Annotated in this window: 15 protein-coding genes and 1 pseudogene; 12 read left to right on the top strand and 4 right to left on the bottom strand. The window is 63.4% G+C overall.

What is annotated here, in order from left to right:
- Positions 1-66 precede the first annotated feature (66 nt).
- From AC51GT_RS22525 to AC51GT_RS22475, 11 genes and pseudogenes are all read left to right on the top strand, one after another.
- Positions 67-378 carry a WXG100 family type VII secretion target gene (locus AC51GT_RS22525; protein WP_496327296.1) on the top strand — a complete coding sequence of 104 codons (312 nt, stop codon included), beginning with the start codon at positions 67-69 and terminating at the stop codon, positions 376-378.
- Positions 375-1,724, top strand: a complete 1,350-nt coding sequence (locus AC51GT_RS22520) for an Rv0964c family protein (RefSeq protein WP_496327295.1) — start codon at positions 375-377, stop codon at positions 1,722-1,724. Before AC51GT_RS22525 ends, AC51GT_RS22520 begins: the two co-directional genes overlap by 4 nt.
- On the top strand, positions 1,721-2,032 hold the full coding sequence (locus tag AC51GT_RS22515) for a hypothetical protein (RefSeq protein ID WP_496327294.1): 312 nt from the start codon (positions 1,721-1,723) through the stop codon (positions 2,030-2,032). The genes AC51GT_RS22520 and AC51GT_RS22515 overlap by 4 nt, the downstream gene beginning before the upstream one ends.
- Before the next feature lie 246 nt (positions 2,033-2,278).
- Positions 2,279-3,547, top strand: a complete 1,269-nt coding sequence (locus tag AC51GT_RS22510) for a 5-oxoprolinase/urea amidolyase family protein (RefSeq protein ID WP_496330221.1) — start codon at positions 2,279-2,281, stop codon at positions 3,545-3,547.
- A 196-nt stretch (positions 3,548-3,743) separates the two neighbouring features.
- On the top strand, positions 3,744-4,592 hold the full coding sequence (locus AC51GT_RS22505) for an ABC transporter permease (RefSeq protein ID WP_496330220.1): 849 nt from the start codon (positions 3,744-3,746) through the stop codon (positions 4,590-4,592).
- Positions 4,565-5,380, top strand: a complete 816-nt coding sequence (locus tag AC51GT_RS22500) for an ABC transporter ATP-binding protein (protein ID WP_496330219.1) — start codon at positions 4,565-4,567, stop codon at positions 5,378-5,380. Before AC51GT_RS22505 ends, AC51GT_RS22500 begins: the two co-directional genes overlap by 28 nt.
- A complete protein-coding gene (locus AC51GT_RS22495) occupies positions 5,377-6,495 on the top strand; it encodes an LLM class flavin-dependent oxidoreductase (protein WP_496330218.1) in 1,119 nt (372 codons plus the stop codon). The genes AC51GT_RS22500 and AC51GT_RS22495 overlap by 4 nt, the downstream gene beginning before the upstream one ends.
- A complete protein-coding gene (locus tag AC51GT_RS22490) occupies positions 6,492-7,598 on the top strand; it encodes an Rrf2 family transcriptional regulator (protein ID WP_496330217.1) in 1,107 nt (368 codons plus the stop codon). Before AC51GT_RS22495 ends, AC51GT_RS22490 begins: the two co-directional genes overlap by 4 nt.
- Positions 7,595-8,074, top strand: a complete 480-nt coding sequence (locus AC51GT_RS22485; protein ID WP_496330216.1) for a cupin domain-containing protein — start codon at positions 7,595-7,597, stop codon at positions 8,072-8,074. Before AC51GT_RS22490 ends, AC51GT_RS22485 begins: the two co-directional genes overlap by 4 nt.
- Before the next feature lie 16 nt (positions 8,075-8,090).
- Entirely contained in the window at positions 8,091-9,107 is a 1,017-nt protein-coding gene (locus AC51GT_RS22480; protein ID WP_496330215.1) for an ABC transporter substrate-binding protein, read from the top strand.
- 300 nt (positions 9,108-9,407) lie between these two features.
- A pseudogene (locus AC51GT_RS22475) lies at positions 9,408-10,320 on the top strand (oxygenase MpaB family protein).
- Between the two features lie 43 nt (positions 10,321-10,363).
- On the opposite strand, the gene AC51GT_RS22470 reads toward AC51GT_RS22475, so the two are convergent.
- Positions 10,364-10,789 carry a pyridoxamine 5'-phosphate oxidase family protein gene (locus AC51GT_RS22470; RefSeq protein WP_496327285.1) on the bottom strand — a complete coding sequence of 142 codons (426 nt, stop codon included), beginning with the start codon at positions 10,787-10,789 and terminating at the stop codon, positions 10,364-10,366.
- Between the two features lie 235 nt (positions 10,790-11,024).
- Between AC51GT_RS22470 and AC51GT_RS22465 the strand changes: the two genes are divergently transcribed.
- The gene (locus AC51GT_RS22465; RefSeq protein ID WP_496330214.1) at positions 11,025-12,350 is read left to right on the top strand and encodes an ABC1 kinase family protein; all 1,326 of its coding nucleotides are present in this window, start codon (positions 11,025-11,027) and stop codon (positions 12,348-12,350) included.
- A gap of 51 nt (positions 12,351-12,401) precedes the next feature.
- On the opposite strand, the gene AC51GT_RS22460 is transcribed toward AC51GT_RS22465, so the two are convergent.
- Genes AC51GT_RS22460 through AC51GT_RS22450 form a run of 3 tightly spaced genes read right to left on the bottom strand, consistent with a single transcriptional unit; the run spans position 12,402 to position 14,955 of the window.
- Positions 12,402-13,220, bottom strand: a complete 819-nt coding sequence (locus AC51GT_RS22460; protein WP_496330213.1) for a hypothetical protein — start codon at positions 13,218-13,220, stop codon at positions 12,402-12,404.
- The gene (locus tag AC51GT_RS22455; protein ID WP_496330212.1) at positions 13,217-14,662 is read right to left on the bottom strand and encodes a hypothetical protein; all 1,446 of its coding nucleotides are present in this window, start codon (positions 14,660-14,662) and stop codon (positions 13,217-13,219) included. Before AC51GT_RS22455 ends, AC51GT_RS22460 begins: the two co-directional genes overlap by 4 nt.
- Positions 14,662-14,955, bottom strand: coding sequence for a hypothetical protein (locus AC51GT_RS22450; protein WP_496330211.1), 294 nt, complete (start codon positions 14,953-14,955; stop codon positions 14,662-14,664). The genes AC51GT_RS22455 and AC51GT_RS22450 overlap by 1 nt, the downstream gene beginning before the upstream one ends.
- Positions 14,956-14,985 lie beyond the last annotated feature (30 nt).

Below are 14,985 nucleotides of genomic sequence, written 5' to 3'. Positions count from 1 at the left end.
CCGCCAGATACTCGGCCATGCTGCCTGGTAACGTCTCGCGAATCCATTGAACACTGGGGGGCAACGGTGGGTAACAATCACGAACTCGAAGCAGACGAACACGCCATGTCTCGTCATTCCGTTGGACTTCGCAACGAAGGTGAGTTCGGTGGTCTCGAATTTCAGCGACACCGAACCGAGATCGGCACGTTGGCCGATGCATGGCCCAGCGGCTCCAACAGCGCGATCAGAACGCTGAGTACCAACTGGGAGTCAGCTATGGCATCGATCACTCAAACCCTCTTGGATCTTGGCGCTTCGGTTGAGCAGGCCCGAGCGGTGTTCAGTTCGGTGGATGAACAGAATGCTGATGGTCTCGGCCCGAAGCATCAACCGTGACAATCACTCTGACCGAGGTCGACCGATGGAACCCGCAGACACTGGACGAGGTGTTTGATCGCTGTCAGCGAATAAACAACGAGTGCATCAGGCTCGACGACAAGCTGCACGAGTTGTCCAAACTCGAGGGCTGGGGTGGCGAGTCAGCGACCGCAGCGAGCAGCGCAATCGGCAAGGTGCGCATCGATGTCGGCGACCTGATGGTCCAGTCGACCCACATCCGCCGGGCAGTAGACAGCGCCCAGTCAGAAGTAGAGGCCGTCAAACGCCGACTCGAAGACGCACGGAAGACGGCAAGCACAAACACTCTGCTGATTTCTACAGACGGAAAGGTGACAGAAGACGTCAACAAACGCCCGTCCATGACGGGATGGACGGTCCGAATGATCGAACACTTCGCAGATGTAAAGGCGCAGAAGATCGTCGAACTCCAGGCTGAAATCGATTCGATTCTGACCGCAGCTGCTGACGCAGACGCAGATCTGGCTGCAGCAATCCTCGGTGCCACCGGCCAAATCAACACTTCCGAGATGAATCGCAGCCAAACGGCCCGAGATGCATTTCGACGGACGTTCAACAGGGACCCAGTATCTGAAGCGGACTGGAAAACAGCTTCAATGTTGAACAGAACATCGTACGATCCAAAGTACAAGGCCGTCCCGGCGGAGATAGTGGTCTCTAGAATAGAGCCTGTACCAGGTCAGGGAATTGTTCGCCTCGGACTGTTCATCCCCAGCGAAACAGTCTTCAACTTCCCATCTGACGATCTTGGAGACAATCGACGGTTCGACCAAAACTTCGGGCCAGAAGATACTCGCGCGACCGTGTACGTCGACTACGAGAACGGAGTAGTCATCACACGTCAAAACCCGTCAGTCCAAACCGATGGGCAAGTAAAAGTAGATACACCGAGTGCAACGACATGGCAATTGCCCGACGGGACGGTCATGGTGAAATACTCAGCAACGAATGCATTTGCGCCGCCTGGGTCAGGAATAGTTGACCGTGTCGTTCGCGGTTCAGTGATACTGACTCCCAGCTCCGCAGGACCTGAGTTGTACGGCCATATCGGCGACTATCCGTCAGCGGAAGCGTATTCGGAACGATCAGGCGAGCCAACCCGTACACTGCTGCTCGATCAAGCGGACAACACCGGACCGCGCGGGCCAATGCTCGAACTCGGCAGCTACCACTTGGTCGGCGAGAAGCCCGACGGTTTCGATGACCTATTCGAAGACAAAGCCGGACCGGGTAGTCGCGCCGTGACCCCCCACCCCCGCGTTGACGGCACCCCGTCCGGGGCGGCATCTGATCCACCTACAACTGTCGTGGTCAGGGAACGGTGATCAAGCGCGAGCGGACCATCGCTGAACGAGATGGCCAGTTTTGGTTCCTGTCAACCTCCCTGACGATTGTTGTGACAGGGACGGTGATGGGGTCGTGGGAAAAGTGGTCACGCAACCGTACAGATTTCGAGTCGCTGCCAAACCCGCTCATCGCATTCATCCTGTTCATTGTGGCGGACAGTACGGCACTACTGCTTATCCGTCGGCGCCGCATCACGCCGGGACTTGCCGTAGTGCACGGGATTGCAGTTGCAGGTGTCCTTCTCTCAACAGTTCCCGCCATTGATCTGATCGTGGGCGCCGGATGAGTCTGCGACACTTCTTCGGCCCCTGGACCGCGTTCGGCCTGATGCTGGGACTCACCATCTGTTTCGCCGGATACTTCGTGTCACCGTTTATCTGGTGTGGCCTGTTCGTAGCGATGATCGGATTGAACTCGAAAAGACCAGTCATCACACAAATCGGCTGCGGCATTCTGGTGTTCCTACTCGTCCCACTGATCGCTCTGCTGATTTACTCGATATGACAACGACGGATCGGCAGAAAGGCCCGGGATGCGTGAACTACCCGCCGGGCGCGATGCCATGTTGCTCGACTTCAGCGGTGAGCCGTACCCGTCGATCGCGACACTCAAGGCGCATTCGGTCCTGAAAGCCGCTATGTCCTCAGGGCTGTTGCCCGGCGTACTCGACGTCATACCGGCAGCCGAGACCGTTCTGGTGCAGGCCGAGCCCGGAGCAGGCCTGGACGAGCTGTCGGTCCGGCGGGTGCTGCGTCAGATCGACTTCACCGACGGAGCCACCGATTCCTCGGAGGATCTCGAACCGATTTCTATCCCGTTGCACTACAACGGCATCGACCTGGACGAAGCAACCCGACGGTACGCGTTGTCCACCGCCGGAACGTCCGGCACTGTTGCGCCCGGGCGCGGTGGTCCAGCTGCCCGACATGGACGTGGGCTCATGACCGACCTCGTGGTGATCGCGCCGGGACCACTGACCACGGTCCAGGACCTGGGCCGACCAGGTTACGGGGACGTCGGCGTCCCACTATCCGGTGCTGCCGACCGACGCGCACTGCGGTTGGCAAATCGCTTGGTGGGCAACACCGAACGCGCCGCCGGCCTCGAGGTGACGCTGGGTGGATTGCGGATCCGGAGCCGCCGCCAACTTCTGATCGCGCTGACCGGGGCACCCGCCGACGCCCGGATCGACGGCGTCGACCGTGGACACCACAACGCGACTGTTCTTCCCGCCGACGCCGAACTGTTCGTACCACCACCTCACAGTGGCCTACGGACGTATGTGGCGGTCCGTGGTGGCATCGACATCGAACCGGTGCTGGGGTCGAGGTCGACCGATCTGCTGTCGGGCCTGGGGCCGGCTCCGCTGCGCGCCGGCGATGAGCTCTCCGTCGGAGACCTGGCAGGACCCTGGCCGTCAGCGACCGAAGCTCCGTGGGATGTCCTCGATCCACACCGGCCGGTGCCGCTGTACGCATCCGCCGGACCGCGGCTGACCCATGTGGACGACCCCGCCGCGCTCTATGCCGGCATCTGGACGGTCAACCCGGCCTCCGATCGGATCGGCGTCCGCCTCGAGGGCGATCAGGAGCTCCGACGACGCACAGACGCCGGTGAACTGCGACCGGAACCGGTGGCGCTCGGGTCGGTGCAGATACCTCCGAGCGGCCGACCGGTCATCTTCCTGGCCGACCACCCGACGACCGGCAGGTATCCGGTGGTCGCGGTTCTGCTGGCGGAGTCGATCGGCGTCGCGGCCCAGCTGGTGCCGGGCAGGCAGATCCGGTTCGTCACGGATTAGCCGCCACGGCATCGGATTTCATCCTCCGCTCTGCCCTGTCGCGGGCGGCCCCGCAACCGGATAACACACGTCACGACCGGGCTCAAAGTCCGGCGCGGGCCTTTCGTTCACGGTGAATCTTTCTCTTTCCCAACCTTGAAGGTCAGGATTACGGTTCCCCCATGCCTTGCACCACGACAGCGCGGACGGAGACATCATGACCGTAGATGCACCACCCGTCTCACCGACCCGGAAGGTCGCAACAACGCGCCTTACACCCGAAGGTGGATCGAAGCGCAGGCGCAAGGTTCCGCGCTGGGCGATCAAGACGCTGAGCCCCGTCGCCATCGTGGTGTTGTGGCAGATCCTCGGCGACGCCGGCGTTCTGGACGAGGACACACTGGCCACCCCGTGGCAGGTGTTCCAGACCGCGCGTGACATGTGGGAGGACGGAAGCCTGCAGGACGCGGTGACCACATCACTGCAACGCGTCCTGTTCGGCCTCGCCATCGGTTTGGCCGTCGCCACCGTGCTGGCCACCGTCGCCGGCCTGTTCCGCCTCGGCGAAGACATCATCGATGCGCCCATCCAGATGCTCCGGACCGTTCCGGTCATCGGACTCATCCCCCTGCTGATCGTCTGGTTCGGCATCGGCGAAGAGCCCAAGATCCTGCTCATCGCACTCGCAGTGACCTTCCCGCTGTACCTGAACATCTATGCCGGTATCCGCGGTGTCGACTCCAACCTCATCGAGGCCGCCCGAACCCTCGGCCTGAGCTGGTTCGGTCAGGTGCGCAATGTCGTGTTGCCCGCGGCCCTGCCCAATGCACTGACCGGCCTTCGCTACTCGCTCGGATCAGCCTGGTTGGCGCTGGTGTTCGGCGAGACCATCAACGCCACCGCGGGCATCGGCTACGAGATGAACACGGCCCGTGAGTTCTTCCGCACCGATGCCATCATCGTCTGTCTGGTGCTCTACGCACTCTTGGGCCTGGTGGCCGACTTCATCGTTCGATTCCTCGAAAGGACCCTCCTGTCATGGCGACCGGCGTTCAGCGGAGCGTGACCCCGGACCGGACCGACGACCTACCGGTCACGGTCCGTGGGTTGACCCGAACATTCGGTGACAAGGACGTCATCGACAACCTCGATCTCGACATCGAGCCCGGTCAGTTCGTTGCGCTCCTCGGTGCCAGCGGCTGCGGAAAGAGCACACTGCTGCGTATTCTCGCCGGACTCGACGCCGATATCTCCGGCGATGTGACCGTGGCGCAGGCGCGGGCAGTTGCGTTCCAGGCTCCACGGTTGATGCCGTGGAAGAAGGTCTGGCGCAACATCATTCTCGGTCTCAAAGGCGCGAACAAGGCGACCGCACTCGCCGCACTCGACGAGGTCGGACTGAGTCACCGGGCAACGGTGTGGCCGAAGGTTCTCTCCGGTGGCGAAGCACAGCGTGCCTCACTGGCCCGGGCCCTGGTCCGCTCGCCTGATCTGCTGCTGCTCGACGAACCCTTCTCGGCGCTCGACGCGCTGACCCGGCTGAAGATGCAGGATCTCGTCGAACAGCTGTGGCGCAAACACGATTGCGCGATCCTGCTGGTCACCCACGATGTCGAAGAGGCCCTGATCCTGGCCGATCGGGTACTGGTGATGAAAGACGGTCAGATCGCCCACGACCTGACCCTCGACACCGCACGCCCCCGCGACATCGCCGCACCCGACCTCGCCGCGCTTCGCATCCAGCTCCTCGGCTGGCTGGGCGTTCACACAACCCTATTCGGCACAGATGACCCCGGTACCAACCCACTCCGCGCCAACACACCCGACACCAATAAACAGGGAGCCAACTCGTGAGCAACGACGCCGACGTCGAGATCATCGGCATGATCGGAACCCAACACGTCTCCGAGATCCACGCGCCGACAACAGGTGTGGTCGATCCGGACTTCGTCGCGCGGTTCGCAAAGGTCCACGAGGAGGCCGGATTCGATCGGGTGCTCATCGGGCACAGTTCGAGCACTCCCGACGGCCTACAGGTGGCCGCATACGCTGCCGCACACACCGAGCGGCTCAAGTTCCTGATCGCACATCGTCCCGGCTTCGTCGCACCCACGGTCGCGGCCCGGGCCCTGGCCACCCTCGACCAGTTCAGTGGCGGCCGCACGTCCGTGCACATCATCTCGGGCGGCAGTGACGCCGACCAGCAGCGCGATGGTGACTTCCTCTCCAAGACGCAGCGTTACGCCCGCAGCGCCGAATTCATCGAGCTGCTCAAACTGGTCTGGACGAGTACCGAGTCGTTCGACTACAGCGGAGATCATTACCAGGTCAACGATGTTCGTTCGGAAGTCTTCCCCGTCCAGCAACCCCGGATCCCGATCTACTTCGGCGGATCGTCGGCCGATGCCTACCGGGTCGGCGGAACCCACGCCGATGTGTTCGCGCTGTGGGGCGAGCCGCTGGCGCAGACCAAGGAGCAGATCGACTCGGTCCGGGAAGCCGCGGCAGCAGCAGGCCGCACCGACGACATCGGGTTCAGCGTCTCATTCCGGCCTATCATCGGACGCACCGAGGAAGAGGCCTGGGAACGCGCGCACCGCATCCTCGAGACCATCAAATCCACGAACGGCCACTCCTTCACCGGCGCCCGCTACGACAAGAACCCCACCACCAACGTCGGCTCGCAGCGCCTCTTGCAGGCCGCCGCCGCCGGCGAACGCCACGATCGCGCCCTGTGGACGGCGACCGCGGCGGCCTCCGGCGCGAAGGGCAACTCCACCGCACTGGTGGGAACGCCCGAAACGGTGGCGGCCGCACTGCTCGACTACGTGGACATCGGTGTGAACGCACTGCTGATCCGCGGCTACGACCCCTATGACGACGTGATCGAGTGGGGCAAGGAACTGATCCCACTGGTACGCCGCGGCGTCGCCGCGCGCAAGGAATCCGCATTGGCAGGAGCACATTGAGCAACAACGACCCCCTCGTCTATGAGCCCACCGCCGCGGTCCGCGGCACCGTCGTGGTGCTGCACGGCCGGGGTGAACATCCCGGCGTGTACGAACGCTTCAGCACGCGTATCGCTTTCGACGGATACCGGGTGGTGGTTCCGCCCGTGACCGACTCACTGGATGTGGCGGCACTGTTCGCCCCGTACACCGAAGGGGGACGAATCCTCGTCGGTCATGACAACGGCGCCGCCCTCGCCTGGAATCTTGCCGACGAACTGGGCGCGGACGCAATCGTGATCAGTGGCGCGAGCCCCGAAGCCCAGTCCGTGCCAACGCTTTCTGAGCACTCCGAAGAACTCGATCTGCGATCGGCCTGCCCCGTGCACCGGGCCCGGCTCGATGCGGACGAGACCTTCGGTTGGGGCCGGCTCAGCGCTGCCCCCGCCGCCTACAACAGCAGCGGGCCATCGGTACCGGTACTGTTCGTCCACGGCGAAAACGACCTCGTCGCAGATGTCGTTCGGGCTGCCTCTCTTGCATCCCAATCGGATACCTACCGCATCTCGGTGTTCGAAGACGGTCGGCACGACATCCTCAACGACAAGATGCATCGCAGTGTGGCCGCCACGATCATGTTGTTCCTCGAAGACGTCTGCAAGGGCATCCGGACCACCGCCACGGCGACCGTGACCGCGGAGGCGCCGCTGAGGTCGAGACGGACTGCGCCGGTGCATATCTCGGCCCGCCTGAACTACACCCTCAAAGCCCTCGCCACACTGGCCTCCGACGACGGCGGGCCGGTCAAATGTGAAACCCTCGCCCGTACCTGGGATCTGCCGCTGAACTCCTTGGTGAACATCATGGGCCAGTTGCGTCGGGCCGGGATCGTGACCAGCCAGCGCGGCTGTGACGGCGGCTATCAGCTGGCACGGCCGGCGTCCGAGATCTCGGTCGCCGAGGTGGTTCGGGCAATCGAGGGGGCGGTGGTGACCCAAAGCGTCGCCGACACCGGCCAGGCACTCTGGTCGACCCTCGAAGCCCACGTCACCGACCTTCTCCAACAGTGGAACCTGGGCCAACTGCCCGGAGTACAAGCACCAAAGGAAGCAATTCACTCATGAGTACGCACGACGGTTTTCATCCGGATCTCCACACCACGAGCAGTGACTACGGGAAGCAGTCGTTGCGCGCCCGCCTGCACCATGTGAAGGCCTCGGACGTCAACGACAACACGACGCAAACCGAAGGCATGCAACGTTTTGCCGCGATCAGTGGCACCACGGTCGGCTCGGAGAAGATCTGGATGGGCGAAACCCACGTCGCCCCCGACACGGCGTCGGACAACCATCACCACGGTGAATCCGAGACCGCCATCTTCATTCGCAGCGGCAACCCCGAGTTCGTCTTCCACGATGGTGTCGAAGAGGTCCGGATCGCAACCGCCGCAGGCGATTACATCTTTGTTCCGCCCTTCGTCCCCCATCGCGAAGAGAATCCGGACCCGAAGAATCCCGCGGTGGTGGTGATCGCCAGGAGCACTCAAGAGGCGATCGTCGTCAACCTGCCCGGCTTGTACCCACTCGAAGACGAGAAGTGAAGGCAATCGCCACACCATGAAGAACATCAGCAAAAGACTGCGCCTGTCCGTAACCGCCACAACCATCGCCGCCGGGCTGACCCTGTCGATGGTGGCCTGCTCGGATGACGAGTCGACCACCAATTCCGATGGCAGCGTCAACCTCTCCGCGGTCACGCTCAAGGTCGGCGACCAGGCCGGGATCCAACAGGCCATCGTCGAGGCCTCCGGGGCCCTCGACGGGGCCGAATACCAGGTGGAATGGGCGCAATTCCCCGCCGCCGCACCACTACTCGAAGCCGAGAAGGCCGGTGCGATCGACATCGGTTACACCGGCGACGCTCCCCTGATCAACGCGCTCGCAGCCGGCGCCGATATCTCGCTGGTCTCGGTCATGGAGAACGCCGGCGCCAACGGACTGGCGATCATCGTCCCCGAGGATTCGACCATCAAGTCGGTTGCCGACCTGAAGGGCAAGACCGTTTCGCCGACCACCCAGGGCAGCATCGGGCACTACGAACTCCTGTCCGCTCTCAAAGAAGAGGGACTGACCGCCGACGATGTGACGGTCAGCTTCCTCGAACCGGTCAACGCGGCGGCCGCACTCAAGTCCGGCTCCATCGATGCCTGGGCCACCTGGGATCCGTACACCGCTGCGGTCGAGATCGACGACAATGCCCGGGTCATCCGTGACGCCGAAGGGATCTCGTCCAAACTCGGCCTTCTCAGCGCGAACAACGAGTCGCTCGCCGACCCCGCCACCAAGGCCGCGATGACCGACTTCATCGGTCGCTTCAACACCGCTTTGCAGTGGGCGAACGACAACGAGGACGAGTACGTGCAGATCTACAGCAAGCTGACCAAACGTCCGGAGAACATCGCCGCCCTGGTCGCGAAGCGATCACAGCGCGTGGCCGCCGCACTCGATGCCGAGCAGATCGCGAAGTTGCAGACGGTCGCCGACAACTACCTGCAATTCGGGGTCCTCAAGAACCAGGTCGTCATCGCCGACAACGTTCAGGATCTCGCCGTCGCACCCGTCGCCGCCGGCTGACACTCCAGCACTGGCGAAAAGCTGTCCCCGCACCGGGTATCCGGCGCGGGGACAGTTGCGTTTGCCGGCCCGGGGATCCTGGCCGGCGCGTCGATGGGGCACGTTGACACCCCAATGAGACGGTTCTAGACTTTCGTCTCAAGCGCTGAAGCAAGTCCGTCAGCCGTCGATGAAAGGCCGTCAATGACCGACGTGCACGAGTCCGAGCAGGTTGCCGAGAAGCCCATCGCCGCCACACCCGATGTGTCTGGGCTGGGTCCCGACTCCGTGACCTGGAAATTCTTCGGTGGGTGGCACGGCATGCTCATCGGCCTGTGGTCCGGGTCGATGCAGAACATGCACCCGAAACTCGGTGCCGCGGTGTGGGAGCACTCCGACTTCTTCGGTGAGCGCTGGCAGCGCCTGAACCGATCGCTGTATCCGATCATCGGAGTCGTGTTCGACGGCACCACCGAGACCGGTCGCGAGGTCCGCGACTACCACCGCGAGATCAAGGGCACGATGCCCGACGGCAGCCGGTATCACGCCCTTGACCCCGACGTCTTCTACTGGGCGCATGCCACGTTCTGGTACGGCAACATCCGCTGCGCGGAGGTGTTCGGCCCGCCGATCACCGAGGCCGAGAAACGACAGTTGTTCGAAGAGTCGCGCACCTGGTACGCGATGTACGGGGTGGGCACCCGACCCTGCCCCGACACCTACGAGGAGTTCGGTGAGTACTGGGATCACATGTGCCGTCACGTCCTCGAGGACCATCCGGCGGTGCGCACCCGTACTCGACATCTCACAGCTCCCACCGCCACCATGGCTGTCCGCGATGCCACTGCCGATCTGGAAGCTGATGGTCCGGCCGACGGAGAAGTTCTTCATCTGGCTGACCACCGGTCTCTACCACCCGGCGGTGCGCGAGATGATGGGCTTCACCTGGTCGGAAAAGGACGAGAAGCGATTTCGGCTCTTCGGCAAGGGGGTCAACGCATTCATGCACGTCCTGCCGGCGCGCTATCGTCGGCATCCACGTTGTCGAGATGCGTGGGATCGGTTGTCGGGCAGGGTTGCGGTCGACGCCCCACAACTCGAAACACCGGCACGGAACCTTCCACCCGAGGCCGTCCGGGACAAGCCGATGCACTACTGCCCGGTGACCGCCGCCCGGCGGGCGCAACTCCCCTGGCAATCCGACGAAACCGGAGAATGCCCGGTCGCGCATTGAAACCGGTTGGCATCAAAGCCGTTGATGCCAACCAGGTCGGGAATCAGTACCGCTCGGGCTCCGGGCCCAGAACGAAGCTGCGACCAGTGATCTGATCGGGAGTGATCTCGACATACTCGTACTTCAAGGTCGCGATCCACGGCGTCAGCGCCAGCTTGTCGGCTGCAAGGATTTCACTCGTGGCCACCAGGTTCCGGGCGGTTCCCCGGATGATCACACTCCACGCCCAGCCGTCGGCGGGCGAGGACGCGTCGACCTCGAACAGCACCGACGAATTGATGGTCAATTTCAGGAGTTTGCTTCCCGGTGCGGTGCGAAAGAAGATCCGACCTTCGCTCGCAACGTAGTTGACGGGAAAGATGTCGATCTCGTCATCGACAGAGACGACAACCCGTCCCAATTCGATCTGTGCCAACTTCTCCCAGCACTCGTCGACGGCCATCTCTTGGACCGGACCACCCAATATCATCGACTAATCTCCTCACCTACCACCCGACCGGTCGGCATCGTGCCAACCGCTTCGATCTCGCCGCCGGAGCGATCATCCGCCCGGCCACCGAACGTGGTCACCTCTGTAGCGTCGCATGACGGCGCCCCCACTGCTAGGGGAGAAATGCCCTACCATGGCCCCGAAGCAACCTGACCACCTGAAGTCTGGGGAGGGCGCAGAGAGCCACGCACCCCTCCTCACCTGCGGAGGACATATGACAGTCACCACAGCGCAAGCGCCCCTGACGCTGCAGAAGGTGCCACTGACCAGTGAGGCGGCGCGAATCGGGGCGACCGCCTGGCAAGCGGTCTGCGGCGGCGCCCGGTTCGCCGCTCGAGCCGTTGGGTCCGAAGATCTGGCCACCGTCGGAGCCGGTGAGACGCGCAACACTTTCGCCGCGCTCGGGCCCACCTATGTCAAGCTCGGGCAGCTGATCGCCTCGAGCCCCGGGGTGTTCCCCCGGGTGTTGTCCGATGAGTTCCGGACATTGCTCGATCGGGTTCCACCGGCAGACCCGGGCCAGGTCCGCCGACTGCTCACCGACCAGCTCGGTCGGGATCCGGACGAGGTGTTCGCCCGGTTCGATCCCGAACCGATCGCCTCGGCGTCGATCTCACAGGTACACAACGCGGTTCTGGCCACCGGCGAGCACGTGGTGGTCAAGATCCAACGGCCCGGGATCAAGGCGCGGCTGGCGGCCGATCTGCAGATCCTGCAACGTGCCGCGGCGATGGTGGAGCTCTCGCCGTACGGCCGGATGCTCAGCGCCAAGGCCGTGATCGAGGACTTCACCGCGAACCTCAACTCCGAACTCGATTTCCGGACCGAGGCCGCCGCGATGGAGGAATGGACCGACGCCATCTCCGGGTCACGTTTCGCCGATCAGGTCAGGGTGCCAAAGGTCTTCTGGGAGCACACCACCGAACGGGTGATAACGCTCGAATACGTCGACGCCATCCGTATCGACAACGCCAAGGCGATCCGTGCAGCCGGCCATGACGGCACCGAGATCGTCAAGACGTTGTTGCTCTCCCTACTCGAATCTGCGTTCACCGACGGCATCTTCCACGGCGACCTGCACGCCGGGAACGTACTGGTGGATCACCAAGGTCGAATTGTCTTCCTGGACTGGGGCATCGTCGGACGGTTCGATGACCGGTCCCGGCTGATCGTGCGGGAACTTCTCGGCAACCTGATGCGCAGCAATTATGAGGCGGCCGGACAGGCCCTGGCCGCGCTGGGAACCTTCGGCAAACCGGGTTCGGTGCGAGAGACCGCGAAAGATCTGCGCCGCGTGGCAGCGCCCATCGGTGGCACCAACCTCGGTGACATGTCCTACGCCGACCTGGGCCGTCAGCTCGCCAATCTCGCCAAGACCTACGACGCCCGATTGCCTCGCGAACTGGTCCTCGTCGGCAAGCAACTCCTGTACGTCGAGCGGTACATGAAATTGCTGGCACCGAGCTGGAAGGCCATGTCCGACCCCCAAGTTGTCGGCTATACCGCCGGGCTCCTCAAAGACTCCGCCCGCACCCGATGATGTGCTGTTCTGGCGAACAAAACCCCAGGTGAGCACCGCCAAAAGGGCACATCATCGGGGGGTGGGGGCGACTCCGGCGCGGAGCCGGGCCTCAGCGCGGCCGTCGGCCAGTTCTTCCCGGAGCTCAGGATGTTCAAAGTAGAACCTCACCAGCCAATAGGTGGCACCGCTGCCGATCGACAAACCGCCGGTATCGAGTCTGGCGGGGCGCTCGCCACTGTTGTGCGGCCGAAGGAACATCGTGCCGGCATTGCCTCGTTTTCGAGAAGTGGGATCGGTGGCGGTGATGGCCGCGATCGACTCCCACGTATGGTCAGCGTGTCCGAAAGAAGTGAGTTGCCGCACGCCCGTGGGTGACAACTCGAGGCCACCCATTCGCCCCCGGTAGACCCCCAGCGCCAGTTGAACCAGCGACACCACCGTAAAGGCCACGAAGGGTATGCCCAGGTGCCGTACTTCCCTCGAACTCAACGGCAATTCGAACCAATCCGACCAGACTCCGATCGAGAAGAGAGTCCCGCCCAGGACCCCTGCCACGAGGGTGGCGGCCACCATCACCTCGACCCCGGCGGCGTAATTCACCCGCAGGGCGTGAGCGCGCCTGTCCAGGACGGCGTACCGCAGATCGTCACTGTCATAAACGGTTCGGGCCAGGACAACCCCGAGAACCATCGTCACAAACCAGGCTCCGATTGCACCCAGGAAGAGAGCTCGCAAAAGATCGCCGTGCACGCAGTCAACGACACCGGCAACCAACATCACCACGCCGAACGATCCGAAAACGACGTACCGCAACGCGGCGAGATATTTCGAAGGAGCTTGCCAGACAGTGGGTCTGGGAAAGTTGCCACCCCGAAATGCAGCGTTCATCGGGCACACATGATCTGGCCGACCTCATCACCGAGTTTGCCGAACACCCACGTCCCAAGCATCGAACCCCCACCAGCAGCCACCGGTCCGGCCACCACCGCCGCCGGGCCGGAAACCAAGCCACCCAAGGCACCGCCACCGGCGCCTCCCACAGCGCCACCCACGGTGCCGAAGGTGCTCGAATAGAGTGCCCGGCACGTGGCGAATTGTCCGTCCGCAGTCGCCATGTCGTAGATCCCGGTCGCGACCGACAACGCCGGCCCGCCCCATTTGACACCTGCGGCGATCTTCGAAGAGGTCTCTTTGCCGACACCGGGAATGCCGCCAGGACTATCGGCGACGTTCTGCACGCCGGAGATCAACCCACCGGTGGTCGTGACCAACGGGTGCGTGAAGAACGGCGCGTCAGGTGGCACTTCCTCCGTCCGACTCCCGTCGGGGTTGTATTGCCAGCCGGTCTTGTTGTTGCCGTCTTTGTCCTGGTACCCGACAACACCGCTGCCGTTCGAGGTCCTGATGTTGGTCACCTTGCCGCCGGTGCGGTCACTGACCGTTTCTGAAACCCGCAGGATCAGGTTCCCGTCGGGGTCGTAGGTTGCCACCGACGTGCCGGTGACGCCGTCGTATCCCAGGAAGTAGTCGCCCATCTGCTCTGCCACCGGCAGATCCACCAAGTCCTCGCGAGTCCTTGGTGGCTTGTTCCATTCGGTGACGACCTGCTTGCTGCCGTCCTGCATGATCACCGTCGTCACCTTCTCGCGGTCCGTTTCGGTGGTGAGCGTCTCGGCAACCGTCACCGCAGCGTCGGCCCGCTGTACATGCTGCTGCGCCAACAGGTTCAGTGGGCTGCGCGGATCCGGAACCTCGTCGGCCGGTGACGTGAAACCCGGGACCATCACCGCGGGTAGACCTCCGGGCGCTTGCGGCATGACAAACCCGTGCAATGACGCCGCCTCGACCAAACCTCGGGCACTGGCGTCGTCCGCATCGTCGACCGCGACCAGTAGTCGATTGACCTCGGTCTGGGCATCGGTTTGACGCTTCATCAGTTCCTCGGCCCGATCACGGGACATGGCAACAGGTTTGAGCAGCACCACCCACGAATCATTGACGACCAGGTCATCGGTCTCCACGTCTGTCACCTCGTTCAGCAGCGCGGTCCGTGCGGTCGAAATGTCATAAAACGCGGTCCTCAACGCATCGGCCACGTCATCGGCGGCATCGGAGATCAGCGCGGCAGGGCGTTTGGCGCGCTCGAACATCTCGAGGGCCGCATCATGGGACTGCCCGCTCCACACCTTCAGCCCGGGCAACGTCTGACACTGACCCGAAATCGCTGCCACGGAGTCTTCGATGGCTTGCCCGCTCGCCTGGATCGGCGGGATCGATTCCAGAAGACCACCCGGTCGCCAGCCCTGGAGCCGGGTCCGGTTCGGCAGCATTACCGGGCCCGCCAGACCTGATCGAATGACTGTGCGACCGCTTCATCTTCGGCGGTGAAGTCACCGGCCACACCACCCACCGACGTCCCCATCGCCGCGATCTGGGCGCTGTAGCCGGCCACCAAACCGGCGACAAACGTGCCGATTGCCTGGGCGGTGAACTGGGTGGCGGATCCGGCCAGGACATCACAGCCGACCTCGATCTTGCCCCCGACGTCAGCGGTGGCGACTGTGCCCGCCGCCGTCTCGACCTCGGCCGCGAACAATCGAAGAACTTCCGGATCAACAAACATCAGTGCCCTCCCCCAACTCGACCCCGGACC

The organism is Williamsia sp. z34, assembly GCF_059553395.1.
Note: the sequence above shows the minus strand (reverse complement) of the source record. Positions and strands in the feature narration are given on the sequence as shown.